The 26,981-nt window shown below is 44.8% G+C and carries 18 protein-coding genes and 1 pseudogene; 9 read left to right on the top strand and 10 right to left on the bottom strand.

Annotated elements, in window-relative coordinates; genetic code table 11:
* The first annotated feature begins 163 nt into the window (after positions 1 to 163).
* Positions 164 to 2,002 (top strand): alpha/beta hydrolase, encoded by a 1,839-nt coding sequence (locus PQO03_RS04305; protein WP_274151405.1) that lies wholly within the window; start codon positions 164 to 166, stop codon positions 2,000 to 2,002.
* A gap of 1,151 nt (positions 2,003 to 3,153) precedes the next feature.
* Here PQO03_RS04305 and PQO03_RS04300 read toward each other — a convergent pair.
* The 4 genes from PQO03_RS04300 to PQO03_RS04285 all read right to left on the bottom strand — a co-directional run bounded on the left by PQO03_RS04300 (position 3,154) and on the right by PQO03_RS04285 (position 8,317).
* Positions 3,154 to 3,297, bottom strand: coding sequence for a hypothetical protein (locus PQO03_RS04300; protein WP_274151403.1), 144 nt, complete (start codon positions 3,295 to 3,297; stop codon positions 3,154 to 3,156).
* 318 nt (positions 3,298 to 3,615) lie between these two features.
* A complete protein-coding gene (locus PQO03_RS04295) occupies positions 3,616 to 4,527 on the bottom strand; it encodes a hypothetical protein (protein WP_274151402.1) in 912 nt (303 codons plus the stop codon).
* On the bottom strand, positions 4,490 to 7,480 hold the full coding sequence (locus PQO03_RS04290) for a glycosyl hydrolase (protein WP_274151401.1): 2,991 nt from the start codon (positions 7,478 to 7,480) through the stop codon (positions 4,490 to 4,492). The genes PQO03_RS04295 and PQO03_RS04290 overlap by 38 nt, the downstream gene beginning before the upstream one ends.
* 54 nt (positions 7,481 to 7,534) lie before the next feature.
* Positions 7,535 to 8,317 (bottom strand): type II secretion system protein, encoded by a 783-nt coding sequence (locus PQO03_RS04285; RefSeq protein ID WP_274151400.1) that lies wholly within the window; start codon positions 8,315 to 8,317, stop codon positions 7,535 to 7,537.
* Positions 8,318 to 8,574: 257 nt separating this feature from the next.
* Here PQO03_RS04285 and PQO03_RS04280 point away from each other — a divergent pair, with 257 nt between their 5' ends.
* The 8 genes from PQO03_RS04280 to PQO03_RS04245 all read left to right on the top strand — a co-directional run bounded on the left by PQO03_RS04280 (position 8,575) and on the right by PQO03_RS04245 (position 16,564).
* Positions 8,575 to 9,984 (top strand): MFS transporter, encoded by a 1,410-nt coding sequence (locus tag PQO03_RS04280; RefSeq protein ID WP_274151399.1) that lies wholly within the window; start codon positions 8,575 to 8,577, stop codon positions 9,982 to 9,984.
* Positions 9,985 to 9,995: 11 nt separating this feature from the next.
* Positions 9,996 to 11,453 (top strand): sulfatase-like hydrolase/transferase, encoded by a 1,458-nt coding sequence (locus PQO03_RS04275; protein WP_274151398.1) that lies wholly within the window; start codon positions 9,996 to 9,998, stop codon positions 11,451 to 11,453.
* A 30-nt stretch (positions 11,454 to 11,483) separates the two neighbouring features.
* Positions 11,484 to 13,166: a sulfatase gene (locus PQO03_RS04270; RefSeq protein ID WP_274151397.1), complete on the top strand. Its 1,683-nt coding sequence runs from the start codon at positions 11,484 to 11,486 to the stop codon at positions 13,164 to 13,166.
* 34 nt (positions 13,167 to 13,200) lie between these two features.
* Positions 13,201 to 13,494: a hypothetical protein gene (locus tag PQO03_RS04265; protein WP_274151396.1), complete on the top strand. Its 294-nt coding sequence runs from the start codon at positions 13,201 to 13,203 to the stop codon at positions 13,492 to 13,494.
* Between the two features lie 137 nt (positions 13,495 to 13,631).
* The gene (locus PQO03_RS04260; protein ID WP_274151394.1) at positions 13,632 to 13,859 is read left to right on the top strand and encodes an addiction module protein; all 228 of its coding nucleotides are present in this window, start codon (positions 13,632 to 13,634) and stop codon (positions 13,857 to 13,859) included.
* On the top strand, positions 13,856 to 14,146 hold the full coding sequence (locus tag PQO03_RS04255) for a type II toxin-antitoxin system RelE/ParE family toxin (RefSeq protein WP_274151392.1): 291 nt from the start codon (positions 13,856 to 13,858) through the stop codon (positions 14,144 to 14,146). The genes PQO03_RS04260 and PQO03_RS04255 overlap by 4 nt, the downstream gene beginning before the upstream one ends.
* Positions 14,147 to 14,421: 275 nt before the next feature.
* Entirely contained in the window at positions 14,422 to 15,489 is a 1,068-nt protein-coding gene (locus PQO03_RS04250; RefSeq protein ID WP_274151390.1) for a GntR family transcriptional regulator, read from the top strand.
* Positions 15,482 to 16,564: a GntR family transcriptional regulator gene (locus PQO03_RS04245; protein ID WP_274151389.1), complete on the top strand. Its 1,083-nt coding sequence runs from the start codon at positions 15,482 to 15,484 to the stop codon at positions 16,562 to 16,564. Before PQO03_RS04250 ends, PQO03_RS04245 begins: the two co-directional genes overlap by 8 nt.
* A gap of 1,666 nt (positions 16,565 to 18,230) precedes the next feature.
* Here PQO03_RS04245 and PQO03_RS04240 read toward each other — a convergent pair.
* The 6 genes and pseudogenes from PQO03_RS04240 to rhaM all read right to left on the bottom strand — a co-directional run bounded on the left by PQO03_RS04240 (position 18,231) and on the right by rhaM (position 26,886).
* A complete protein-coding gene (locus tag PQO03_RS04240) occupies positions 18,231 to 19,388 on the bottom strand; it encodes an SGNH/GDSL hydrolase family protein (RefSeq protein WP_274151387.1) in 1,158 nt (385 codons plus the stop codon).
* Positions 19,389 to 19,635: 247 nt separating this feature from the next.
* Positions 19,636 to 20,610, bottom strand: a complete 975-nt coding sequence (locus PQO03_RS04235) for a LamG-like jellyroll fold domain-containing protein (protein ID WP_274151385.1) — start codon at positions 20,608 to 20,610, stop codon at positions 19,636 to 19,638.
* 140 nt (positions 20,611 to 20,750) lie between these two features.
* Positions 20,751 to 23,993, bottom strand: a complete 3,243-nt coding sequence (locus PQO03_RS04230) for a hypothetical protein (RefSeq protein WP_274151383.1) — start codon at positions 23,991 to 23,993, stop codon at positions 20,751 to 20,753.
* Positions 23,994 to 24,420: 427 nt separating this feature from the next.
* Positions 24,421 to 24,561, bottom strand: coding sequence for an H-X9-DG-CTERM domain-containing protein (locus tag PQO03_RS04225; RefSeq protein WP_274151806.1), 141 nt, complete (start codon positions 24,559 to 24,561; stop codon positions 24,421 to 24,423).
* Between the two features lie 300 nt (positions 24,562 to 24,861).
* Positions 24,862 to 25,152, bottom strand: a pseudogene (locus PQO03_RS04220) (type II secretion system protein); the annotation flags it as partial.
* Between the two features lie 1,419 nt (positions 25,153 to 26,571).
* On the bottom strand, positions 26,572 to 26,886 hold the full coding sequence (gene rhaM, locus PQO03_RS04215) for an L-rhamnose mutarotase (protein WP_420792850.1): 315 nt from the start codon (positions 26,884 to 26,886) through the stop codon (positions 26,572 to 26,574).
* Between the last annotated feature and the right edge of the window lie 95 nt (positions 26,887 to 26,981).

The following is a 26,981-nucleotide window of genomic DNA, read 5'->3' as shown; positions in this document are numbered from 1 at the left end:
AGCCAAAATCTTAACCATGAGCTACCACACCCACGGTGGTCTGGGTAATAATCTAACAGTGAAAGTAAACGTAATCAAGCAGCACCGCGATAGGGACTACAGCAACGATAATCACAATTAGCTTAAAGCCTGAAAAACGACAAGAAAACAATAGAGACGAAATATGATGAACCAAAAAATGCTATCACCGATCCTCATCGTAACTTTATGTTTGTCTGCGCTGGCATCAGCGGCTGACGGGAAGTTGCAGGATGCGCAGGCTCAACAGAGTCGAGTATGGACTCCGGAAGAAATCGGTAAAGGCACATTCAGCCAAAGACCCGACAAAAGCTTGGTTTACAAAACCGTCGATAACAAAGGCGAACCTGCGGAGCTCAAGCTTCAGGTCTTCTTGCCTAAGGGGCATCAGGCGTCGGATCGTCGGCCGGCTGCGGTGTTTTTTCATGGCGGGGGTTGGCGTGGCGGCACGCCAGATCATATGTATCCACAGTGTCGATACTTAGCACTGCGCGGCATGGTCGCTATCTCTGTGCAATACCGGACGATTAAAGTCTTCGGAACCACGCCGAAAGAGTGCGTGAAAGACGGGAAATCCGCGATGCGCTGGGTGCGCACCCATGCTGCCGAGTTGGGGATTGATCCCTCCAGAATCGTGGCAGGCGGTGGATCGGCTGGTGGACATATTGCGGCGGCTACGGCGCTGGTCGAAGCGTTTGACGAAGCGGGGGAGGATGCTTCCGTCAGTTGCCGCCCGGGGGCGCTGGTGCTTTTTAACCCCGTCTTTGACAACGGCCCGCAGGGTTTCAGGAATTCCCTGGTGCGCGAGTATTGGAGAGATATTTCCCCAATCGATCACATCGATGGCAACACGCCGCCTACGTTTGTTATTCTCGGCACGAAGGATAAACATATTCCGGTCGAAACCGCCAAGCGCTTTGAACGGTTGATGAAAGAGAACGGCCGCCGCTGCGACCTGCATCTTTATGAGGGGCGTAAACACGGGTTTTACAATATATGGGAAGATCGAAATGCGCTGGCAGACACCATGATTCGCATGGATCGCTTCCTCAGCTCGCTCGGATATCTCGAAGGCGACCCAGCGCTTGTGTTAGCAACTGACGGAAATAAACCCGATGCGCAGGCTAGCCAACCGGCGAAGAAAGCAAATGCCGTTGAGCCCAGCTTTAAGGATGTAAGCTATGGTGCCCACAAAAAGGAGTTGATGAATTTCTGGCAGTTCAAATCAGAAAATCCGGTCGGCGTGCTCCTGCAGATTCATGGGGGTGGCTGGATGGGGGGCAACAAGGATGAAACCCTAAGGCCTCATCAAATCAAAAATGGCTACAGTGTGGCATCGATCAGCTACCCACTGGTCAACGAAGGAGCGCAACAACCCGAGATGCTGAACGCAGCTTTGCGATCGGTTCAGTTTCTTCGCTACAAGGCGAAAGAGTGGAATATCAATCCGCAACGGATTGTGGTGACCGGTGGTTCGGCGGGAGGCTGCTCCAGCTTGCTGGTGGCCTTGCACGATGACGTGGCCAATCCAAAAAGCAGCGATCCGGTGGAGCGCTTTTCATCGCGCGTTGCCGGGGCAATGGTTGCCGGCGCCCAGACCACGATGAATCCTTTTGTGATCAAACAACGCATCGGAGCAAAAACCTTCGATAACCCAATGCCCTACAAAGCTTTTGGTGCTGAAACAGCTCAGGATCTGATGGACAACTGGGACACGTATAAGGCGCTCTCAGAAAAATGTTCACCCATCACCCACCTCAGCAAGGATGATCCTCCGCTACACCTTTACTACAACGTTATGCGCGAGTTCCCGACGACCAAGGGAGGGAACGGAATTCACAGCCCGATTTTTGGCGAAATCATGCTCGAAGCCTGTCAGGAAATGGGCGTGGAATGTCACCTGCAATATTGGCAAAAAGATGAAGGTCGCCCGAAGCCTGCCATTAGTCGGCAGCAGTTTTTGAATAAGCTGCTTTTGAAATAAGTGACATTATGAAAACATTACAAAAACTATTGTCGCTAAGCATTATTATAACTCTATGTCTGTCTAATATTGCGTCAGGAGCTGACGAAATGAAGCCGGGTGCGCGTGCTGAAAACGGCCCACAAAAGAGTGCACTCTTGCCCGGGCGCACAGCTACTAGCTTTGGGATTGGCTGCTCAAACTACGGGTAAAAAAACTATTCTCCCGTGTGGCAAAACCTGGGAGCTCCGCATTCCAATGCGGATAATGAAAGTTAGTGTTTGAATTCAATGCCTCCGGCGGGCGGATAAAAAAACTATTCACCCGTGTGGCAAAACCTGGGAGCTCCGCATTCCAATGCGGATAATGAAAGTTAGTGTTTGAATTCAATGCCTCCGCGGGCGGGTAAAAAAAACTATTCACCCGTGTGGCAAAAACTGGGAGATCCGCATTCCAATGCGGATGATGAAAATTAGTGTTTGAATTCAATGCCTCCGGCGGGCGGAGAGCCTCCGCGGGCGGGTAAAAAAAACTATTCACCAGTGAGCGCAACACCTGGGAGATCCGCATTCCAATGCGGATGATGAAAATTAGTGTTTGAATTCAATGCCTCCGGCGGGCGGAGGGCCTCCGCGGGCGGGTAAAAAAACTATTCATCCGTGTAGCAAAACCTGGGAGATCCGCATTCCAATGCGGATGATGAAAATTAGTGTTTGAATTCAATGCCTCCGGCGGGCGGAGAGCCTCCGCGGGCGGGTAAAAAACTATTCGCCCGTGTGGCAAAACCTGGGAGATCCGCATTCCAATGCGGATGATGAAAATTAGTGTTTAACTTCAATGTCTCTGGCGGACGGAGAGCCTCTAATGATTGGGAACTTAAGAGATATTTGAGCTCAAAGAGCTTAGGAATGTAGCCATGGACGTAAGTCCGTGGTGTTTGAAAAAATCATCGTGCATGCCGAAGGTACGCTGCAGAGCGTTTCCTTCATACCTTCGGCATGCACGATGATTTTTTCAACAATACCCACCGGATAAATCCAATGGCTACCATACTACATACCTTCGGCATGTGCTTAAGTTCCCAATCATTAGGAGAGCCTCCGCGGGCGGGTAAAAAACAAGTAAAATCCCTTAAGTTCCTAGCCCCCATACCGTAGTACATTCATGAATCCCTACTTGAGCTTTCTCTCATTGGCAAGGTCTATGAATTCTTTATAAAGTTCACTAAGTCGCTCGGGATTCTCTTGCGTAAGCTCACTTTTTTCGCTTATATCTTCGGCTGGAGTTTTGGGGACAGGACACTTTTTGCGGGACACTTTTTGCGGCCACCTTTTTTAGTAGGGCCCCGAGGGCTCCTCGGCCACCGGAGGGTGCTGCCACACAGGCGATAAAAATATCTGGGGCTCCGCTCCAGCGCTTAATCTTGACAATCCCAAAGGTCTGATTAAGCACGAATTTAATCTTGTAATCTTTTAAGTTCCCACTCATTACGAGCTCCCCCAGCAAGATACTGCCGTATGGGCAAGACCCTTGACCAAGGGAATTTTGAATGATTGAGCTAAGACGAAAAGGCCAAGCTGGTGCTTGGCGATCCCAGGGGATTTTGAATGATTGAGCCGAAAAGTTCGCGGCCTTTATTTCTTCTCTTGAAGGCTTTGTTTGGCTTTGAGTGCTTCAAAACGACTTTTTATTTGCTTGAGAGAACCAATGGTCATATAAACTGTGTACTCAACTTTGAGTCCCTTTTTTAGCGTAAAGGTACGCAGTGGAGCCACGTATGAACACGCCGAACCATCGGGGCCGGTCGTGCCGTCTCCCAAAGCTTTATAAACTGTAAAGTCGGTGGTGCCTGGAGTATAAATGCCAACGCCCCACTGATTATCATCGACATACGCCACCCACTCAGAAGTGGATTTGCCCAGGCCTAAACCTTTTTTTCCCGCTTTCGCGCCCTCAGCCAATATGAGTGGTGCTTCATTGACCAACTTTCCTTCTTTACTGTAATAAAATTTCTTCAGCGCGCCATCGACAAATACTGCTGGCATCTCTTGATGACGTTCATCATTATGATCTTCACCACTGTAATTCATAGTAAAAGTGATACTGGCAATATTATCCTTGAGTTTAATCTGCTGCTCCATAATCGCTTCAGGACAAGGCTTAGCACTCGACCAGCGCCGTGGTTCAACTTTGGAATACAGACTATGATCTTTTTGATTCACTTTAAAATCGAGCATTCGCGATGGCTGCTTATCCCAACTACCGCCTTGAACCGGATTATAAATCCATGGATTTCCATTCCAGTTGGAGCCATCTTTATCACCGTAATAAGACTGCTGTACAAAACGCCCTTCATCGAAGTGATTGAGTAGATTGCGCTGAGTTTTACTCTGCCCAAAGAACCCGATACAGCCGCCGCGTGAGCGGTCAATACCGATGCGAACCGTACCATTATCGAGATAAGCCCAAGAATCCTTGCTATCTTTCGATTCTGCGAAAATACAAGAACTACAAAGCAGCAGTACTAAGCTGAGTATTTTTTTCATAAATTTTTGTCTCTTGCTTTTGATTTAAATAAATGACCGGAGCCGCTAAAAGTCCAGAGGCCACAAAAATACATGGATCTGACCATTCATCTCCTTCAGTCGTGAAATGTTGCGGCCCGACCCAATAACGTCCTTCTACTGCATCGTGAAGCGGACCAAAAGTGTTTCGCCTCGTTAAAATAACTTCGACTTCAAGCAATTCTTCCTTGCCATCGAGTTCAGCTATAAAGGGATCCCAGCCTAAGACCTGGCCCTTTACCTTAGCACAAGCCCCCGCAATTTGCGGAAGGCGCAATTTCTCACTTCCTGCTGGCACCGGGACCAAGTAGCTGAAAGAACCTGAATAAAAAGGAAAGCCCTGCTCACAAAGATCGCCGATTTTGACTTTGTCGACCAAGGGGATGAGCTGACGTTGAATACCCTTGAGCGCCACTCCGAAATCACCCACGAGGTAAATAGCTTCGACATTGCTCATCTCGCTATAAATCGTTTTTAGACTTATGGTATTTTGCCCTTGACGCAACAAGTCATGGGGGATTTTAAGGCGCTGAAAGGCAATATCAATCCAGCGCTCAGTGTGAGACGTATCTAAGGCGACGCCATTGACAAAGACCTGGAATTTATCGACTTCTTCCAAGACTAAGTCCACTTTTCTGGCCGCATAAGTCAATTCAAATTCATAGCTTAATTCTAATTCACAAAGCTCTTTTAGCTCTTGCTGCTTGACGAACCAGGGTTGCAGCATCTCGCCTCCGCGACGCATGATTTGATACTGATCACGTATTGCCTGATCAATCTTTAAAACTTCTTGCGCATTTTGCCATTCACCCTGATTCATCCGAAAGCGGGCAAAATCCAAAACACAAATATTATCTTCGCCTAAACGATACTCAAAATTACCTGAGAGGGGGCGTTCTTCTAGTGCCTCCGGCGGGGCTTCAGCACGCGCCTCAATTAAGGGCTCAGGACTGATGAAAAAAACCTTTTCTCCCGCTTTTGAAAAGTCACAAGTGAAACTTGTGACGCCATTGGCATATTCACTAGTCACAGCAAGTATTTCTCCACTTTGTAAATCCAACTCACAGACATGACCTGCGGCGGCTATATTCACCAAAACATTTTCTCGACGCTCATCACGATTCACATTTAAGGCGGCAAAAACTAGCCCCTTATCCGTTTTTCTGACTTGCCCAAAAATATCCTCGGCTTCCACAAGGGCAATGGCTTTAGGCAAGGCCGCTAACAAGGCCTCTTTATCAAAATCAATAGTCTTAAATGAGGGGAAATCGGCTTTTAGGGCATCTATATACTGCGGTGCCTGACCGGCCACAATGACTTGTCCCCCCGCTTGCTCAAAGGCTTTTAATAATTGCACGGTACTGGAACGCATCGTCACCATACCCGCCACTACTATCGAGCGGTAAGTACTTTTGCCAACGCGAAATAAGTCTCCTTCGACGCTCGCTAAGCGACTGAGCATCTCCTCATCACCATAATCAAAATCGATCTGATTTTCGAGTAAGTCAGTAAAAAGCTTTTGGTAATCATCCTCGACCTTTTGTATTTTCTTATCTTGAAGTGCGAGGCAATCTGACCAGCCTAAATGAACTTGCGCCCAAACACTCTCCACTGGATTGATTACCAAGACATCGCATACGGCTTCTCCCTCGGCCATAAGCATACCAAAGCGGGCAAAATAATCCTCCACATGCTTATATTCTTTGTACCAAGCCGATTGATGTAAAATACTCGCGGGGTAATCTCGCTTAGCCTCGCCACGCATGGTATACCAAGAGAGATGATGACAACGTAAATTAATGCCTAACAAGGCCTGCCAATCACCTACGGCCTTATGGCCCGCAAAAGGCATTTGCCAACCAGTACAACCATAGGTCTCGGTCAGCATCTGAGTCTTACCCGTTTGACGCGCCGTCGAAGCTAATTGTTTCACCACCCAATAATTCTTATTGTGTTCACCCAAGACGTCAATTCCCGGCAGGTCCATGTGCTCATAATAGCGCATCATCGAGCCCGACATCGCCGTTTGGCTCGTTAAATTGTCTTCGTGGAGAATATGACCCGTTAAGATCAGCTTGTTCTTAGTGCACCATTGCTGACAGGGGATAGCAAAATTTTCGATGAATAATTGCTGCAATAATTCTATGAAATGCCATTTGACGGGTGAGACGGCTTCGCCATTTAATTGTAAAAATAATTCTGGTAGCTTGGGAATCAAATCATAGCCAAAGCGCTTTTCGAATTCCTCGAAAAGCTTTTGCGTATAGGGCACAGTACTCGCACCATCTTCGCGATACATCGAAAAACCATCCAAAACAGCTCCGCGGTGAGGCTCATCAGTAAAGATCCCTTTGATCGATTTCCCGAGGCGATCACCACATTTCTCGGCATACTTCTCATGAGTCGACTGCAAGTAAGCTTCAGTTGCATCGCGATTCATCGTATCGACATAAGTAAAGCCATTATAGAAGCCGCTTTTTCCCTGCTCGACGATAGAAAAACGCAAATGGTTTTTGCCCGCACCAAGCTTTGTATAGGTCGATCCCTCTACATCACAAGTAAATTCCGCAAGCACATCTTTGGCTTCCGTGAGCGGATCAATTTCAAGTAAAATAGCTTTTTGACGGAATTCGGGATGCTTGGTGACTAAACCTCCCGCTAGACCTGATGGCCAGCGATCTTCATCATAAAGCCAGGACTCCATACCCAAAGACTCGCCGTAATCAGCACAAGCGTTAATCAAGTCAAACCATTCTTCACCCAGGTATTCAGTCTCTAGGCCCGTACGTGAATGCATGAAGTAACCACCAAAGCCCATTTCTTTCATCACATCTATTTGATGAAAAAGTTCATCTTTGTCTAGCTTGCCATTCCAAGACCAGAAGGGCTTTCCGCGCCATTGCATCTTGGGGTTTTTCAAATCATTAAAATTCATAAATATCCTTTTCTCTGAGTCACGTTAAATTGAGCTATTATCAAGTATAGAAATCTAGTTACAATCCCAGTAAGTGCCTATGAGGTTATTGCCACCAAGACCCACGCTATAAGGATTACTCGCTGTGCGATAGCCCGTTCGTTGAGAATGGACCTCTACACTATTTCTGTACGTCATAGAGGAAACATGGCCGTCTACCATCAGATAATTCGACAATTCATAAGCATGCTTAGTATATTCCTTGCCCGCATTTATATCTAACACAAGTGTTGCTGGCGAGCCCTTGCCTACTCCATTACCAGTACCACCGACCCCATTCGCATCATGGTGCCATTCAAAAAAAGCTATACTTTTAGCTGGATCCGACACGGACGTTATTTGTCGTGATTCATCCCCTTCTCCCACTATCCCTGTCCACATATTAGCCCATCCCCCTGTAGTGTAAGCGTTGGGAACATAAGACCTAGTGACACGTGCTCCCACCCTCGGCACATCATCAGATGGGCAGGCATAGAGTTTATGCATATCAGCAGAAGTTCCCGTTGCCGCAGCAAAGTTATTATAATCTTGACTCATTTGGATACTTGTTAAGTTCCGTGAATCATAAGTACTTAACTTATCATCCCAGGATATAGCATTAAGCTGAGTCATATAAAAACCATCATTATCATCAGCATATATTACAGTGGCTACACCAATCTGCTTTAGATTAGATTTACAAACAGCACGTTTAGCCCTCTCCCTAGCGCTGCCTAGCACTGGAAGTAATAATGACGCAAGTATGCCTATGATTGCTATTACAACTAGGAGCTCGATTAAAGTAAAGCGCTTCTGCATTTTAGTGTCCTCTTAAATCTCTTGATTGAGTCTTAATGATTATATTATAATAGCTCTATTAAAAAATGTCAATACTTGGCATTATTTTTTATCCAAAACAACTTTATTACTAGTTAAAGGTAATTAAGAAGAAGGGAGACGAGCCTAAATTACAAAAAAAAGGCAGCTAAAGCCAGTATAGTTAATGACTTCTATTGACAGAAATAACATAGGCTCTATTGTAGTGAATATTTAACTAAATAAAAATTTGATAAAATATGAATCAAAATCAATTAGTACCCTTAAAGGCGCGCATCTCTTGGGGCATGGGCGGCTGGGCCGACAACTTCATCTTTCAAATGCTGATGATTCTCGCCCTCCCTATCTATAATATTGAACTCGGCATAGATCCTGTCTGGGTCGGCATGGCGCTCATGCTACCCCGCCTTTTTGATGCCATCACTGATCCCCTCATGGGAAACATTTCAGATAATACTCGAAGTCGCTGGGGCCGCAGACGCCCGTGGATTTTTGTGGGCGCCCTACTGAGCGCTATTTTACTCCCCCTACTTTGGATGCCACCTTTTTCAGGCAAAGAAGCTTCGATCATCTACTTTGCTATAGTCAGCACAGTCTATGCGCTGACCTACACTATGTTTGTCGTACCCTACACAGCTCTGGGCTTCGAATTAAGCAATGATTATGATGAACGCACCAAAGCTATGAGCTGGAGAATGTATATCGGCCTATTAGCTGGACTTTGCATTCCCAACCTTTACGCTTGGTGTCAGCATGATATTTTTGAGGGCGACATTCTCAAAGGCGCGCGTTGGGTTAGCCTCATTGTCGCTGTCACAGTGCTTATCACGGGTTTGTTGCCCGCTATTCTTTGTCGTGAAAACATCATTCCAAAGAAACAAGAAAAACTCAAACTCGGAAAAGCCCTTATCGAAACGATCAAAGATGGGCCCTTTCGCTTATTACTCAGTGGCTATGTTATTATTATAACTGGCCTACTCACTTCTGCTGCCTTAGCCCTTTACGTCAATATCTATCACGTTTTTGCCGGCGATAAAAAATTAGCCGCGGAAGTTTCGGCACTCGGTGGCATGCTCGCCGTCGTGGGAGCTTATTTGGGCGTTCGCCTAGCCGCCATTATTTCAGCGAAGACAGGCAAGAAAGAAACCATGATTATTGGGCTATCCTTAGCACTCATCTCCGTGGGCTCCATGATTTTCACGATGCAAGCAGGCTTCCAAGTCCATGAATTCTGGGGCTTTAAATTCCATCCTCAAGCCATCTCTTTTTTCTTTTATGGCATGGGCCAACAAGGCTGCTGGTTGCTCATCGACTCGATGACCGCAGATATCTGCGACGAAGACGAGCTGCGCAGCGACAGGCGCCGTGAAGGCATGTTTGGTGCCGTCAAAAGCTTGGCACTCAAATCGGGTGTCGCTATCACCGGACTTACAGGCGGCTTAGTTATCAAATTTGCTGGTGTGAGCGATGCCACACAAGGTGTTGATGTAGCAGTGGCGGCCACTCTCCATAAGCTTTTTATCATCATTCAAGCCAGCGGTTTAGTTGCCGGCATTATTATTTTTATTTTTTACCCCATCACTCGAGCTAAATCAGCAGAAACCCGACGTCTTCTAGATGCTAGAAATTCAGCTAATCCATTAACTTAAGGAAACTCATCATGCCCCAGGCTTCAGCTCAAAAAGCGATACAGACTTTATCCCTACTTCTTTTGGGCTTATGCGCTAATAACATTTTGGCAAAAGAAACTCGACCTCCCAATATCATCGTCATCCTGACCGACGACCACGGCTATGCCGACTTTGGCGCCTATGGCCTCTCAAAGGATATCATGACACCAAATTTAGACCGGCTCTCAGAAAATGGAGCCGTCATCACCAATGGCTATGCCACCGCCCCTCAATGCATCCCCTCTCGAGCCGCTATAGTCACCTCTCGATACCAGACTCGTTTTGGCTTGGATGGCAACTCTTATGCCCCCATGGATATTAAAGAACTTACCATTGCTCAACGCCTAAAAAAAGTAGGCTACACAACAGGCTTTGTGGGAAAATGGCACCTTGAACCTAATAGAAATAGCCGTCACTGGATGAAAAAAAATTGGCCTCAAGGACTTAAGCAAAAGAATCCACGCATACCGCATCAATTAGCTGATCCATACCTGCCCATGAACCGAGGCTACACAGATTATTATGATGGTACGATGTCTTCTTATTTGAGGAATTACGATCTGCAAGGCAAGTCCATTAAGCACGAACGTGAAATAGATCAAAAAACTTTTCGCGTCGATAAACAAACTGATGCCGCTTTAGCCTTCATCAAACGCAATCATCAACAAGCTTTCTACCTCCAATTAAGTTATTTTGCTCCGCACGTTCCCATTGAATTCGTCAAAAAACATTTTGATCGTTTTCCCGCTGAAATGGCTGAACGCAGACGCTGGGCCCTCGCATCACTCGCCGCGATTGATGATGGTGTGGGTGCGATCATGCAATCTTTGCAAAAATATGAAATCGAAGAAAATACAATCATTTTTTATTTTGCTGATAATGGCGCACCGCTTAACATACATATGGCCGACGAGCCCTTTGATAAGCCTGGATGGGATGGCTCGATAAATGGTCCTATGCGAGGCGAAAAGGGCATGATCTCCGAAGGTGGAGTGCGCGTCCCTTATCTCGTCTACTGGAAAGGTAAAATCCCCGCTCAAGTTTATCATAAGCCCGTAAGCACCATGGATGCGGGTGCCACCGCCTTAGCACTAGCAAAAATCAAGACGGCCCCAGGTGAAATTGATGGCGTTAACCTGCTCCCTCACCTTAGTCATAAATCCGCTAAAGATCCACACCAATTCTTGTATTGGCGTTTCTGGGGCCAATCAGCCATTCGCTCAAGTAAATGGAAGTTATTAGAACTAGAAAATGGCGTGCAAATGCTCTTTGATATGGAAAGCTCAACACCCGAATCTAATAATCTCATTGCTACACACCCAGAAATTGCTAGCCGTTTACATAAAAAACTTAGTCAATGGAGTCGTAGCCAATTAAGAGCTGATTACACTCAGCCCTATGGTCGCGAGGCCCCTTGGTTCAAGCACTACTTTGGCATCGGCAAATAATCATTGAGTAAATCACGGAGTCATAAATAAATGAAAATCATTTCCACACTTCAATTTTTCAGTCTGATAAGTACTTGCTTAATGCTCCATAGCAGTCAACTTCAGTCTAAAGAATCATCGACAAAGCCCAATATTATTTTTATCTTAGCAGATGACTTAGGCTATATGGACTTGGCGGCCTATGCCAGTAAAATCAAAAATATCGATAGATCTGAACTTTTTTACGAGACGCCCCACATTGATCAATTAGTCGATCAAGGGGTCATGTTCACCCAGGCCTATGCCTCTAACTTATGCTCCCCGAGCCGCTCGAGTATAATCACCGGTAAACACTCCTCAAGACATGGCTTTATGACCGCTACCCCAGGCTTCTATGAAACTTATTATAACCAAGGACAGACACCCCCTGCTGGCTTTGCTGCACAAGATGGCTTTTTCAACAAAACCGATCGAGCTCCATGGCCCCTGACTCAAGCAATGACAAATATTGCTCTACCCTTGGACGAAGTCACTTTTGCGGAAGCTATGACAGATTATAAATCGGCCTTTATCGGCAAATGGCACTTGGGCGGTCACGGCTCAAAAGGCTTTGCACCTGCCGATCAGGGCTTTGAAGAAATCGCTTGGTTTGATGCCGGTGGCTCACCCTATTTTAACTGGCGGAAACGCTGGGATCTCAAGAAAAAACAGCACGAAAAAATGGCGCAAAGCGAACTTCATCAAGGAAAAAGCGGAGCTGCAACGGGCAAGGACTACCTCACCGACGACCTCGCCGAGCAAGCCTGCCAATACATCAAACAAAATCAAAAATCTGACAAGCCCTTCTTACTCTACTTCTGTCAATTTGCGGTTCACACTCCTCTGCAAGCCAAAAAAGCCGACATTAAACATTTTGCTCAAAAAAAGACTCGCGGCTGGAATCAGCAGAGCAACCCCACTTATGCCGGCATGCTAAAAGCGATGGACGATTGCGTCGGTGCAATGATACAGACTTTAAAAGACTCTAATCAACTCGACAACACTATTATTATTTTTATGTCCGATAATGGTGGCATCGTTCACCCAGACGAAAATGGCAAGGCAACAATCACTAATAACACTCCACTCAAAGGCGAAAAAGCCCTGCTCTACGAAGGCGGCATTCGCGTCCCGCTCTTTGTTTGGTATCCAAGCAAGTACACCGCAAAAACCTGTGATCGTGCAGTCGACATCAACGATATCTTCCCCACCCTACTCGATTTAAGTGGTCAAAGTTTAGATTCATACAAGACTTATGGCGATGGACAATCACTCGTACCCCTGCTAGCTGATCCCCAAAGCAAAGCCTACTCACGGGATAGCTTTTACTGGCATTACCCCTTTTATGTTCAAGTCGGCCTCACAAAAGGCGCACTCACTGCACCACGCTCGGCTATTCGCCAAGGTGATTGGAAACTCATTTTAAACTGGGAGGGTGGCCTCGAGCTCTATAATTTGAAATCCGATTTAGCAGAAGCAAACAACCTATCGCAACATGAGCCCGAACGCACCAAGCAACTCTTCAAAAAACTCAATCACTGGATCAACAGCACGGTAGAGACGCGCTATATACCAATCAGAAATCCCCATTATAAAGCTCAACTCAAACAAGCTCGCTCATTCAAAAATATTTTCAGTGCACATCAATCACCTTGGCCACTAGGACGGACCTCAAGAATCAAAACAAGCGAGTAAGTCATTCTATAAAAAAGGATCTTTTAATAGCATCATGGAAAGACGGCCCCATGTTCCCTTTTTCATTCGCTGGCCCGGTAAGATAACTGCAGGCAAAACCCAAGTGGATGGGATCATGGGAATGATCGACGGGCTTAAGGAGCTGCAAGTATTTATCGATGAGACGATAAACCTAGCCGACGAGTATCTAGCGATTGTCAAAGGACGGATGACGGAGACTGAGCTCTCACTTGGCGATTACCTCCGCATAGCTAAAGCTACTTGGTTTCACGACCCGCAAGCAAAACCTCCAAAGATAGCGAAACACAAGACATGGAACATCAAATAAGTGGATGCAGTCTATTGCCACTTACGCGCCAAATGCTGATCCTGCTCCTTAGCTAAAAAAGAAATTTAGAAACCAAATTGCAATACACTTAATCCAGTTCCATATTATAGAGCATGATCAAACACTAAGGTAATCAGATGCTAAACACAAAAGAACTAATTTCAGAAATGGTATCTCTTCCGGTAGATATTAGAGCTATGCTAGCAAGCAGACTCTTGGAAAGTTTAAATCATCCTGATCCTAGTATTGATGCTGAATGGGCAAAAGTTGCAGAGCAAAGAGTTTCTAAAATAAAGTCAGGAGAAGTGAAAACTATTCCTGGCGATCAAGTTTTTAGGAAAATCCAAAACAAAATGAAAAAATGAATTTTTCGTTTGACCCGCAAGCAGAAAAAGAATTTGAACAGGCCGTAGATTATTACAATGAATGTCAAGAAGATTTAGGTTTTGAATTTGCATCTGAAGTTTATAAAAGCATTGATCACATACTAGGCTTTCCTGAAGCTTGGGCACAGCTCTCTAAAAACACACGTCGTTGCATTACCGATAGGTTTCCTTATGGTGTAATTTACCTAATAGAAGATGATGAAATTATTATCATTGCTATCATGCAATTACAACAAGGTCCAAACTACTGGCATAACAGACTGTAAAACAACTAAGCTGCTTAGGCTTTTCTTCGTGTCGCTCAGAAACCCCTAAGCTCTGTCCTTACTAAAGCTCTCCATTCAGACTCGTGCTTCTTAGCCATTGGCTTCTCGCACTCTTGAAAAGAGCTGTATTTAAACTCAAGATAGACATTTTTTGACAAAAATTATCTTTGTCATTGTTATTTTTACGCTAATCTGGGTTTTATAAGAAAATCAGCATTGATAGCTAAGCTATCATAAACTAATTTATAAGTAAAGCTAATGAAAGAGTTCTACCTATGCCTACACCTAAAAAACGCCTCGGCCAAAAAGACGTCAGTCAGATCATCAAAGAACGCATCGTTCAAGGTGATTTTTCTACCGCGGGACTACTACCACCCCTGCGAACGTTAGCGACTGCCATTGGTAGCTCACGCCACACTATCTGGAATGCCGTAAGTCAACTCTGCGAAGAGCAATACTTGATCAGCAACGAGACGGGTCGCTACAAAGTTCACCCGCGCTTTATTTTTGGAAATGAAGGAGATGCACCTCTAAATCTACTCTTTGCTAGTCAGGGCAAGGGCTACTTGGAAGATCCCCTTGAAGCGAAAATATTTCAGTATCTCTGTGAACACCAAGAAGGTCTTAAAATCACTAACTCACTCAGCGCTCAGCCAGCTGAATACACTTCTTCTGTGAAAGATTTTTCCGGCTATAATGCCACTATTCTCGCCGCTCCTTGGGCACAAAAAATCCAGCCACAATTAAAGACTCAGCAAATTGCCAATGTCGCCCTCAATCCAGCCCTCGATACACCCTATTCACCCTTCGTTAGAATTGATTATTTCCACTATGGAGAATTAGCTGGCCAACAAGTCTGTGGCGATCATTTCACTAAGCTTGTTGTGGTCAGATCTAGCGATGAAAACTCATCCATCGAGCAACTCTATTATTTAGGTCTGCTAAAAGCTTGGTTGCGCGCCGGTAAACTGGAGCGCGACATAAAAACTATTGCGGTGGAAAAAGACCTTTTTCAACGATTAGCTAGCTTTAAAAATGAGCTTCAAGATAGCGATGACAAGAACGCTTTTATTGTCTTCTCTCCCGATTACCTGCCCGAACTTCACAATGTTTTAGCTAAACAAGAACAATGGTTCCCTCAGGCCGTCGTCGCCATCGCTGATGAGCACCCTAGCCTTGACGAATTATCAGTCTCAAGTATAGGCTCAGATATAAAAGCCTTTTGCACGGCACTCATTCAGCAATTGCGTAGCCAAGATGACTTAGCTCCAAGTATCATTCCGGGCAAAGTCATCACACGCAACTCACCACAAAATCTTCTCGGGAGTGATTTAAATGTCTAAAGATAAAGTCTTTCAATCCGTTCAAATTCAGTCTGATAGCATCTTACTATCACTCAAAGAGAGTATCGCTGCAGGCGCTTTCCCGACCAACAAGCCGATCCCTCCTGTAAGGACTCTTGGCGAACAGTATAATATCTCGCGACAAACGATTTCGACTCTCCTAAAAAGACTTTATGAAGAGAACTATATCTACCCCATGACTAATGGGCGCTACAAAGCCAATCCCAAATTTGTCCCCAATAGCCTTGACACTGGTGAGCCTATCAAACTTTGCTTTATTGGCGAAAAAAATAAAGAGGGCTTGGGCAATGATTTTTATGGTCGCATTTATCAAGCTCTTGAGCAGCATAAAAAAAGCTTTAACCTCGAAGTCGACTACCAAATTTATTTTGATAAAAGTGAAATTTTTAAAAAATCTTTCGAGGCTTTTGACGCCATTATTTTAGCTGGCGATGTTGATTGGATACCCGAGGCCTTTGCCTATTTTCAAAAACAAAACAAAATAGTCACTTCATGTCTTAGCCCTATCAATTTTCACCTCCCGAGAGGTGTGCGCATTGATAATGTCTGTGGTGGCGAGGCTTTAGCTACTCACATCATCGACCATCACAACCCAAAAATAAAGCGCATGAAACTCATTGGTATTAGTCAAAATTATCCAGATTTCTGGCATGAACAATTCAGTTTCCGCGTTACCGGATTTAAAAAAGTCTGGTTGGAGAAAGGTCGGAATCTTGCCGAAATTGAAGAGCTAATCCTTCCCATGGACTACAATCAAATGATCGATCAATGGATACAAGTTGCCGAAGATCACCAAGAAGGCGATGCCTACTTTGCTCTCTCTGATAAAGATGCACAGTTCCTCATCTCGAGTTTAAGCAGCGTTGATAAAATTTGCCCGCTCATTTTTTGCCCCGATAATAGTGAAATTGCCCGCAGCCATCAACTCACTAGTTTATTCCCCGATCCAGAAAAAATCGCCCATGCACTCGCTCATCAACTCAGAGTCATAGAAATTGAGGGCGCAGACTACAAACAGCTCGATTACATTAGTCCAGAACTAATCGTCCGCTAAGCTTTAGGATTCTCTTTAATTGATTTATTTGTAAATATTATAAAAGTCATATAATGACATATTCAGCACTTCCTAAAGCACAACTTGGGAGTCAAGAGATTTATTTAAGCACGGAATGACACCGAAAGCTCTCTATCAGCTCTCGGTCGGTCGGACCTACGGCCCTATTACTTTGGCAATGAATTAGATTTACTTTTGAATTCTGAAGCCATGGCTTAATCAAGCCTAGCTCGTGAGAGCTAGGGGTGAGAAATACTTGAATAACTGAGTTCTGAAGGAACGGATTAAAGCACTAATCCATGCTTACAGCATTCATAATATCTTGACAATCATATTCCCCAAGGCTTACGCCATTGGGCTTTATTAATTCATGCTTTCAGCATTATTAGCTAATACTTTTTCACTCTATATTATTACCGGATTAATCGTCCGCTAAGCTTTAGGATTCTCTTTAATTGATTTATTTGTGAATATTATAAAAGTCATATAATGACATATTCAGCACTCCCTAAAGCACAACTTGGGAGTCAAGAGATTTATTTAAGCACGGAAAGCTTTCTATCAGCTCTCGGTCGGACCTTCGGCCCTAGCTATTTTTTGCCCCGATCCAGAAAAAATCGCCCATGCACTCGCTCTAATGAGTGGGAACTTAAGCACATGCCGAAGCTATGTAGTAGGGTACCCACCGGATTTATCCGGTGGGTATTGTTAAAAAAATGATATACTTTTGAATTCTGAAGGAATGGCTTAATCAAGCCTGGCTCGTGAGAGCTAGGGGTGAGAAATACTTGAATAACTGAGTTCTGAAGGAACGGATCAAAGCACTAATCCATGCCTACAGCATTCATAATATATTGACAATCATATTCCCCAAGGCTTACGCCATTGGGCTTTATTAATTCATGCTTTCAGCATTATTAGCTAATACTTTTTCACTCTATATTATTGCCGGATTAATCGTCCGCTAAGCTTTAGAATTCTCTTTAATTGATTTACTTGTGAATATTATAAAAGTCATATAATGACATATTCAGCACTTCCTAAAGCCCATCTGGGAGTCAAGAGATTTATTTAAGTACGGAAGATCACGGAATGACACGGAAAGCTCTCTATCAGCTCTCGGTCGGCCGGACCTTCGGCCCTATTACTTTGGCAATGAATTAGATTTACTTTTGAATTCTGAAGCCATGGCTTAATCAAGCCTAGCTCGTGAGAGCTAGGGGTGAGAAATACTTGAATAACTGAGTTCTGAAGGAACGGATCAAAGCATTAATCCATGCTTACAGCATTCATAATATATTGACAATCATATTCCCCAAGGCTTACGCCATTGGGCTTTATTAATTCATGCTTTCAGCATTATTAGCTAATACTTTTTCACTCTATATTATTGCCAGAACTAATCGTCCGCTAAGTTCTTCGAGCTCAAATATCTCTTAAGTTCCACCCATGAGGGCCCTTGCTGACGGATTGATGCTTAGGGCTAAATGGATCCTAGCAGGCTGTCGGACTTTGAGCTTCGTAAGGAAAAAGGGGCAGAATAAAGCAGGTTTTTGTCCGAAATGAGACGAATATGGACATATTCAACGATTTTCGGGCATGGATCCGGCAAAGTTCGACTGTTTTGTAGTCGAACGGAGAGAAGTCCGACAGGCTGCTAGCAGGCTTACTCTTGCGCGCTGGTGCTAATGACGCTTTCCAGCAGATACGCGTAGACGGCATGCATAAAGTCGTTGGGATGATTGATGTTATTGCCACTAAAATCTTGAAACTTCTTGCGACTGGCAATCTGCCGCGATACCGCACCGACATCCACAAAGGCCATGTTGTCGTATTTGGAGTAAAGCTCATAAAGCGCGTCGCGGTTCTGCTTGCGGCGCTCATAATTGGCATTGCCCCATTCAGGGTTTGGAGAAAATTCGGCGACCAAGACAATGCCGACATCTGGATTAGCTAAACGTAAGGCCTCAATCATTGTCTCAGTATTTTCCTTGTATTTTGAAGTCGCTACCCCCCCAGATCCGTCATTCATCCCGAAAGCCAGAACCACAAGGTCGGGCTTAGTTGCCATAAGCTGCTTAATTTCTTTCACCCCCCAAAGGGTAGTTTTGCCACCAACTGCCTTATTTGCATAGTGAATTCCCTCGTACTCAAAACGTTTTTTTAAGGCGTCTACAAGCTGAATGGGGTAAGCTGGAGCATAAGGAAAAACACCCTTGCCCAGCGATGAAGCCTGGGCACCGAAGGTGATACTGTCGCCAAAAAACGTAACATTCAAGGGCAGCTTGTCCCGCAATTTTTCTAAGGGCACGGTCAGACTCGATGCCCGCGAGCCCGCAGCCATTTCATCCAGCGACCCCTTCGCGTGGGTGTAGCTCACCACAATATCCCAATCGGAATGCTTGCGAGTGCCGCCAGGTGAATAGAAGGCTTTTCCCTTTACATCCACAAAGCGATAGAGCACACGATCCATGGTCTTCGAATAGTAGTTCAAAACCGGAATTCGCGAATTCGCCGTCAGCGTCAACCATCCATCCGCACTGACCAGGTAATCCTCACCCTCTACAAAATCAGCAGAACCATCGGCGCGCTTAACACTCAGGAGCTTGATCGGATCGAATAACAAACGGGCTTTTCTAGCCTGCAGATCACTGCAAAAAACAAGCGATTCATTCCTCATTAACTGAGTATTGATCTCATCAATAAATCTATTAGAACTTCGCTCTTTAAGATTCTTAAGATCAACAAAATTCACCAGCCCTTCTTCTCCCAGAAGACTAAGTGAAAACAAGAGACAGAGCACTATTCGAAAATTAAAACACATTGAATACATCCATTCTTTCCTTTACATATTTAAAAAAATTCATAACATTTTATCTCCCTGCTACCTTCAATAAAAACCTCTAACTAGAGACATGTATTGACAAAATTGAAAACAAAAAAAGATCACGATTACCCATAAAGAGGGGCAAAGTCCTTCGTGTGCTCACACCCAGTAAAAAATTCTACGGCCTTATCTACTTAATCGCATTATAAAATGTGAAAGAAATACATCAGCATGCTTTCTTTGTTTATTTGGTTCTAGTGATCATATGACTAGAAATAGGGATCAATAATTCTATTGAAGAAGATTTTGCAATTAAGCCTGCATTTACACTTACGCTTACTGAAAGCTGTTTTTTAGCCTCTAGGTCAACGCCCTTGTGCAAGAAAACACTATGATCCCTAATGAAACAAGATGCGGCATCATCTCCCGATAAAGTGATATTAGCGTCGCTATCAAAATTGAGTTCAGCTAAGCGTATTTTCGCAAGTTTAATTTCTTTTTCCGTGATTTGAGGAGAAAGCTGCTTAGGCTGTTCTTTGAGTGTTAGGATGGCTTCGTTCCAAATTTCAATGTTGTCAATTAAGCCTTTGTAGTTAGCGGTGCCTACACTATTAGCGCCAATACTTAGTTTAGTCATAGACGGTAAGTACTCGCTATAAGTGTCGACTTTTAGCTCACCATTTTGCCATACAAGTAATCGTCCTTGATTTTCATTTTCAGGATTGATGTCCTTTGCATTGTATGAAATCAGAAATTGCATCCATTGGTCTTCGTTCACAGCAGCAATGATATGCTTGTTCCAAGTAGCATTATCGCCTTTTATCCATATTTGCCAATTGCCTCTGGGGCCTTGGTAGAGGCAAAATCCTGCTTGCCTTCTTGAGTAAATTACAGCCCTGTATTTGCCGTCGCGTTTGACTGCCGTCTTGGTATGGACGAGGCATGAAAAGGATTTACTTTGTAGATCCTGATGCGGATCAACAAGGATCATACTATCTTCCCTACCTTCAAATTTAGCCGCATACTTAGTGCTTTTGTCATAGCCTCTGAAACCAAATCTAGCGGCTTTGCCAAGCATTTTTGCTTGATGCTTTTGACTAATTGAAGTATCGGCCAAGGTGTTTTTTCGCTTATCGAAAGTCCATTCAGCTACTTGTCCAGCAAGAATACTTACTTGGCTGACAATTAAAGTGCTAATGATTTTTGATGCTACATTCATTTTTATTTTCTTCTTTAGTAATTAAAAAAACTAAGAGTGACGTTTTTTTGTGTTGTTCTGTGCTCGGCATAAGCCCGAACACCACTACCTATCACGCTGCTAATCTTTGCCTTTTTGTAGTCAGCGCTTAATACCAAGCCTTACTCGGGAATTACGTCAAATGTCACGCCGCCTTTGTGGCGTTCGCCGGTCCAGATGTCACGAGTCAGATTCATTGCCATATCTTGATGTTGATACACCGCAAGATCTCTTATCTCAACACTAGAAGATATCCACTTTAGTAGCCACGGCATAGCACTGCCTGGCGAAGAGATCTTTATTGTCACATTATCCATGATGATCGGGAATTTATATACCAGGCGAACATTCTTACCGCCCGACACATTCTTAAGAATAGATCTTAATCCCGGCAGTTTTACATTATTGCGGAATATACCAATCTCGAGCTCTTCAGCATCGACGTCCTCCGGAATAGTGAAATTGACTTCGACCAAACAGCCCTGGCGAATATCCTTAAGTTCGCAGAGTTCCTCGAACTCAGAACTCACTTTGATTGAGCTCTTCTCAAGCAGAGTCTTAACATCTACTCGAGCGTGGAAGGGCGATACGTATACTGTACCTTCAAAACTCCCATCCGCGCTTAAACTCTTAATCAGGCCGGTATTATTCTCAGTGCAACCGAGAGCGGCAATATCATACGCCTGCTCTTTACCTTTGTAAGCGCGAACCTGGCTGATACCGCCTGCAAGTCCCGGTAGCGGCGTATTGCCGTACTCTTCGTGCAGTCGCTTCAAGGCCGAGATCATCGTTGTGTTATAGCCGATGTGCTTCGGATCAGGCCACGCCATCACCAATGCACCTTTCAGACCCTTGTGAATAGCAAATTCCATCTGCTCCCACGCCAGCTGAGGATCACCGGTTTTTGAGGTATATTCACCGTTGTAATAATCATCAAATCCACTTGACCATGCAGCTTCGGCCATCGTGTGTTTATTCTTGAACCATGTTCCGTAACGAGTATATCCCATCCCCGTGCCGGCTGTCATGAACCAGTCCACGGGTGAAATCCGTCGGATTTTATCCTCAAGTCCCATATTTTGTTTGGTGATAAATTTACTTGGAACCTGATGACTACGTATAAGTTGTGGCGGAATCCCCGCTAGAAGCGCACCCAGCTGGGCTTCACCAACACGACGGTATACAGATACCCGGCTATACTCGATCCATTCCTTGTAAAAAGGATTCTCGTACGAATACTTATCCCAGTCACCCCTTAAGGCATCCCTTGGAGCATCAAAGAATGTATCGCTGAAACTTGTGCCAAATTGTTTATTTATAGCCTCAACACTTCCGTGAAGGGCCAGAAGATAGCGATAAAAACCTTTGATATTGTGAAGGTTGTAATCGCCCATTGATCCCGCCTCGGAGTTCACCTCGTTCTCATGGCTTGGTTTTACAATGGTAAGGTGTTCCGGGTTTTTCCTATAGGGCACAGCGAGTCGTTTATGGAATTCCCACTGCACAAGATGGTAAAAGTCCTGTAGTTCAGCTTGCTCAAAATTGTATGATCCATAGGTAAAGCTTATCTTATCAAAATAGCCGTTGCTGAGTGTTTCATTTTTTCTGTTCAGGCAGAGATATTCCGGCAGCCCCTTTTCACCAACAACATCCATCAGAGCTTGCTGCTGATTTATTCGCCAGCGGTGAGTAAAGTTAAGATTCCATGTTCCCGGCTGGCCTTCATCGTATTGTTCAATTGAGCGCTCGCGTCTCACTGTGGGGAAGGGAATAAAATCACGTGTTCCCCAGTTCATTCCCGCCAGCCATTCTTGATGAGATCTATTTTTAATATTGCCAGTCTTCGGCAAAGAAGCCCAGTCTTGTGCCTGAAACAGACTGACATCTTCACAGTTTCTGATATATTTTGAATCGGGAAAATCGGGCCACGGGTCCTTGGCTCCTCCGTGTGTCTTATGCACGCTATAAAAGAAGGTATTTTCGCGGAGACCAGCATCCAGTGCAACTGTTTCACCATCTTTGTTCACGCTATACAAGGTAGATATAATATCCTGCTTTTCTCCGGCAGTCATTTTTTTATCTGGGTACGCACTATTGAACACCCGCGCTTTGCCCGGAAGAGTATAGCTACCAGCATAAGAGAGGAATTTTGATTTGCCGTCAAATGAGTACAGTTTTTGAGCCTTAATATCCTGATACACCAGCTGATTAGCTGAACCTTCTTTTTTGATTAAAGCTAAGTGGTAACCGTCAGTACTTTTTTTGTTTACAGGTGCAGACACTTTAAGTAAGCGTTTTCCTTTTAGTGAAAAGACTACAAGGCCGTCAGCAGCGTAGCGCGATGCGACCGCAATCTCCTTGCCGGAATTACCTTTATAAAACTCCCCGGCTGCAACAATATAAGGCGGCTGCATACCAGCGACTTTAATCTCTTTTAAAAGACCTCCATAACGGTTGAAAAGCTTAATAGAGTTCGTCTTTGTATCTATCAGAGGATGACAGACAAAACCGTATTTGCCTTCGCCGATGGATAGCGAATTGACGCCGACACCACCTTTCACCGATGGATTATACGCAAGAAACTGAACTTCCTGCACCTGGTATTTGCTGAAAATCCTTACCACGGTGTGATTATCAGCATGCTCCCCCTCACCTGCCACGATGATCGGACCCAGTGGAACAAGTGCTTTGTTTTGCGCTTCCTTTGACGCCTGCTTTGTGCGCGCATCAAAATCCAGATGACCGTAGGCGCTTTTTACAATACCAGTACTGCTATTGTCTGAATAGCGAACCGTATCCATTCCGCAGGGGTCAGCAGTCAACTTTCCAGGCTCAATGCCGAGTGTATCCAGTATATCGACCATATCACCTATGGCACAACGCTGTAACAGCTCTTTGGTCGCTTTAACGACCCGTAAATTTCTGATTTTTATGCTTTTGCCTTTTGCCGGGGGAGTATCAATGCGCAGGCCTTTAATCGCCGCCTCATACGCCTTGCCACCATCTGTAAGGTCGATATAGGCTTTTGTCCATACCTCAGTTTTTACTAAAGGCACGTCTTTCCTTTTTCCTTTCAAGCCTTTAAAATTTATGAAAACATTGAGCGTTCCACTGTCCTTTAGCTTGGTATATTCAAACGCCAGTACATAAGCCTTTTCCTTCTCATAAGCAATGCTCGCTTTCAGCCCCACATGTGGATCTCCACCTGTGGTTTCAAATACATAAGCCTTATCAGCTGTTTTAGTGATCTTCAGATTATTACTTTTGCTTGCCGGTTCAAGCAGAATTACAGCTTTATCTTGCTGCGCTATTGCAGTATTCAAACTCAAAGCCGCCGCCATTAAAATCAGATATCGTTTCTTCATGTTTTCCCATTAAATTTTGTTGATTGTGTAAATCCGCGTCTTAGAAAAATAAAAATCCATAGACCACATACGGGTGATTCCTTCTTGAATAACTGTACTAAGCCCTTGGACATTTTGATCTATTAGTTATACCCTTTCGCCATCCGCTGAGTCCAACTGATGAAGTCCCATTTAGTCTCTTGATAATCCCTAGAGAAACCGCATTTAAGAACTAAAGATTCATCGGCTTAGTATATAATTCACCCACGACTTCAGTCGTCGCTTTTTTTTAGCCCGTCGTGTTAAAGTGAGCTTTTCAAAAATAGCGCTCGACCAAAGCTGGTAGAGCCACCTATTCGTTAACTGAAAAAAATGATTCTGATTATCTTAACAACTGACAATAATATCTAGCTTATGGATAATAATTTATGGCTCGTAAAGATATTTTTTAATCTCCGGCTTCAGCCGTCCAGGGGCCTGCCTCACTAGCACCCCAGTGGCCGATATACTCTAGCTTGACGTGACCATCGCCATAAAGATAATTGAATTTCCCCGAGCCATGAAGGCCCTTTGAAGTAGTATGTTCCATAAATTGGTTCCCCCTCCACCTATATGAGACACCGTTGAACCCTACCAAGTTCCAACCGCCCGCATGGTCAAAATCGCCAAGGACGAATGTCCCGGAAGGATCAGGTAGTTGCGAGATACTGACTTTGTAGCCTACGGCAATTGGGCCGTAATTAAGCCATTGAGCTTCAGGCACCTCTACTCCTATAGCAATATAGCCACGCTGACGCCACTTGGGATTGGGCGCTATCGGGGACACTGAGGCGTCGGAGGGACATTGGAGGGCCTGTGCATTAATGTTGTAAGTCGAGTGATCCAACGGGGTCTGGAGTATCGCGGCCTCAGGCATATCTCGCCCCATATAGGTGGCTATATCGTCGTCCCATGATACCGAACCTAACCTAGTTGCTTGGGGAAAAAAACCATCGTTATCGTCTGCATACATATTGATCGCCATGCCCATTTGCCTAAGGTTGCTCTTGCAAGTGGCACTTCGAGCTTTATCCCTTGACCGACCTAACACAGGCAATAACAAGCTCGCCAAAATGCCAATGATCGCTATAACCACCAGTAGCTCAATCAGAGTAAAACGCTTAAGTATTTTTGTGTTCATAAACTTACATCCTTGAATAATCACTATTACTAATCAACTGAATCTTATAATATAGAGTATAATACCTAATTATCATCATGTCAATATATGTCATTTATATAAATGCAGCTATTATCGAATTCATGCAACGTTTACTGCCCTGATCCTCAAGCCAAATCACGAATTCAGCCGAAAACCAAAGATAACTTAACTGTATTTACTCAGCCATACGAACTGCGCCGTTCTTAGCGGACAGCAGCTGACATGGCAGGAGATTCTTGCGATTGCCCGTTCATTTTTCGCCCCGACAATAGTGAAATTTCCCATGTACTCGCTCTAATGAGTGGGAACTTAAGCACATGCCGAAGGTATGTAGTTGGGTAGCCACCGGATTTATCCGGTGGGTATTGTTAAAAAAATGATTTTCATGCCGAAGGTATGAAGGAAACGCTCTGCAGCGTAGCTTCGGCACGCACAATGCTCTTATTCAAACACCACGGACTTAGGTCCATGGCTACATTGCTAAGCTCTTCGAGCTCAAATATCTCTTAAGTTCCCACGCATTAGAGGCTCTGCCCCAGTATAAATACCTCCGGCGGACGGGGAGCCCTTAATGGTAGGGAACTTAAGCTTTTTTTTTATTTAATTATATATGGGGCTCTGCCCCAAACCCTGCAAGGAGCTGCCACTCCTTGACCAGGCGGATGGATTAAGTGTGAATTGAATATAGTACGGTACTCATTTCTGCTAAGATTTAAGTGTAGGCGCGAAGCGACTAGCGTCGGGATTCTTAAGGGGTGTTGCCACACAGGCGGATAAAATTATTGGCCCGTACGGCAGTACCTTGAGTGGGGTGTGGGGCAGAGCCCCATATGTAAATGCCTTCGGCGAGCGGGGAGCCCTTAATGGATGGGAACTTAAGCTTTTTTTTATTTAATTATATATGGGGCTCTGCCCCAAACCCTGCAAGGAGCTGCCACTCCTTGACCAGGCGGATGGATTAAGTGTGAATTGAATATAGTACGGTACTCATTTCTGCTAAGATTTAAGTGTAGGAGCGTAGCGACAAGCGCTGGGATCCTTAAGGGCGCTACGCGCCCTTGAGTAGGGTTAGGGACAAAGTCCCTATCTATTAATGCCTTCGGCGAGCGGGGAGCCCTTAATGGATGGGAACTTAAGCAAATTTAAGGTTAAAATTAAGCGCGGGCGCGAAGCGACTAGCGTCGGGATTCCTAAGGGTGCTTGCACTCTTAGGCGGGTTTGGGGCGGAGCCCCATATTTAAATGCCTTCGGCGAGCGGGGAGCCCCCGCGGGCCAATTAAAATCTTGTACACAAGCTTAAAAAACACTTAAGTTCCCTACCATTAGGAGCCTCCGCGGGCGGACTAGCTTCGCAAAAACCCACCTAAAACCCCTTAAGTTCCCTACCATTAGCCCCCCTCAATCCATATGCCAGACTTTTTCCAGGGGCACGATTAGCGGAGAATGATCGGGATTCGTCTCCATCAAATCGGCCATATGCTTCCACCATCGCTGCACAATATCGAGTTTGCCAAGATCCTGAGAACCTTCTTCGCCAGAAGCCTTCTGCACAGCGAACAGCGTGTTGCTTTCCTCGTCGAGGAAGATCGTGTAGTCGCTAACGCCTGTATCAATCAGGAGCTGCTTCAGCTCGGGCCAGATCTCGGCATGGCGTTTGATATACTCAGCCTTCATCCCCGGCTTCAGTTTCATTTTGAATGCGATATTTTCCATGACCATCTTGCTCAGCTCCTTGTTCTTTGGTTCTTCGTAGAATTTAGTGAGAACAGGACTGCATTGCCCCCTCTCTCAAATATTTTTGACAGGAT

The organism is Lentisphaera profundi (genome assembly GCF_028728065.1).
Classification (GTDB): domain Bacteria; phylum Verrucomicrobiota; class Lentisphaeria; order Lentisphaerales; family Lentisphaeraceae; genus Lentisphaera; species Lentisphaera profundi.
The sequence above is the reverse complement of the archived record's forward strand: the minus strand, read 5'-3'. Positions and strand labels throughout refer to the sequence as shown.

Coding starts and splice junctions, on each gene's coding strand:
- rhaM (WP_420792850.1), bottom strand. CDS start 26,886: ATGGAAAATATCGCATTCAAAATGAAACTGAAGCCGGGGATGAAGGCT.
- PQO03_RS04290 (WP_274151401.1), bottom strand. CDS start 7,480: ATGAATTTTAATGATTTGAAAAACCCCAAGATGCAATGGCGCGGAAAG.
- PQO03_RS04265 (WP_274151396.1), top strand. CDS start 13,201: ATGGAAAGACGGCCCCATGTTCCCTTTTTCATTCGCTGGCCCGGTAAG.
- PQO03_RS04305 (WP_274151405.1), top strand. CDS start 164: ATGATGAACCAAAAAATGCTATCACCGATCCTCATCGTAACTTTATGT.
- PQO03_RS04255 (WP_274151392.1), top strand. CDS start 13,856: ATGAATTTTTCGTTTGACCCGCAAGCAGAAAAAGAATTTGAACAGGCC.
- PQO03_RS04250 (WP_274151390.1), top strand. CDS start 14,422: ATGCCTACACCTAAAAAACGCCTCGGCCAAAAAGACGTCAGTCAGATC.
- PQO03_RS04235 (WP_274151385.1), bottom strand. CDS start 20,610: ATGAATGTAGCATCAAAAATCATTAGCACTTTAATTGTCAGCCAAGTA.
- PQO03_RS04230 (WP_274151383.1), bottom strand. CDS start 23,993: ATGAAGAAACGATATCTGATTTTAATGGCGGCGGCTTTGAGTTTGAAT.
- PQO03_RS04270 (WP_274151397.1), top strand. CDS start 11,484: ATGAAAATCATTTCCACACTTCAATTTTTCAGTCTGATAAGTACTTGC.
- PQO03_RS04260 (WP_274151394.1), top strand. CDS start 13,632: ATGCTAAACACAAAAGAACTAATTTCAGAAATGGTATCTCTTCCGGTA.
- PQO03_RS04225 (WP_274151806.1), bottom strand. CDS start 24,561: ATGGAACATACTACTTCAAAGGGCCTTCATGGCTCGGGGAAATTCAAT.
- PQO03_RS04280 (WP_274151399.1), top strand. CDS start 8,575: ATGAATCAAAATCAATTAGTACCCTTAAAGGCGCGCATCTCTTGGGGC.
- PQO03_RS04240 (WP_274151387.1), bottom strand. CDS start 19,388: ATGTGTTTTAATTTTCGAATAGTGCTCTGTCTCTTGTTTTCACTTAGT.
- PQO03_RS04285 (WP_274151400.1), bottom strand. CDS start 8,317: ATGCAGAAGCGCTTTACTTTAATCGAGCTCCTAGTTGTAATAGCAATC.
- PQO03_RS04295 (WP_274151402.1), bottom strand. CDS start 4,527: ATGAAAAAAATACTCAGCTTAGTACTGCTGCTTTGTAGTTCTTGTATT.
- PQO03_RS04275 (WP_274151398.1), top strand. CDS start 9,996: ATGCCCCAGGCTTCAGCTCAAAAAGCGATACAGACTTTATCCCTACTT.
- PQO03_RS04245 (WP_274151389.1), top strand. CDS start 15,482: ATGTCTAAAGATAAAGTCTTTCAATCCGTTCAAATTCAGTCTGATAGC.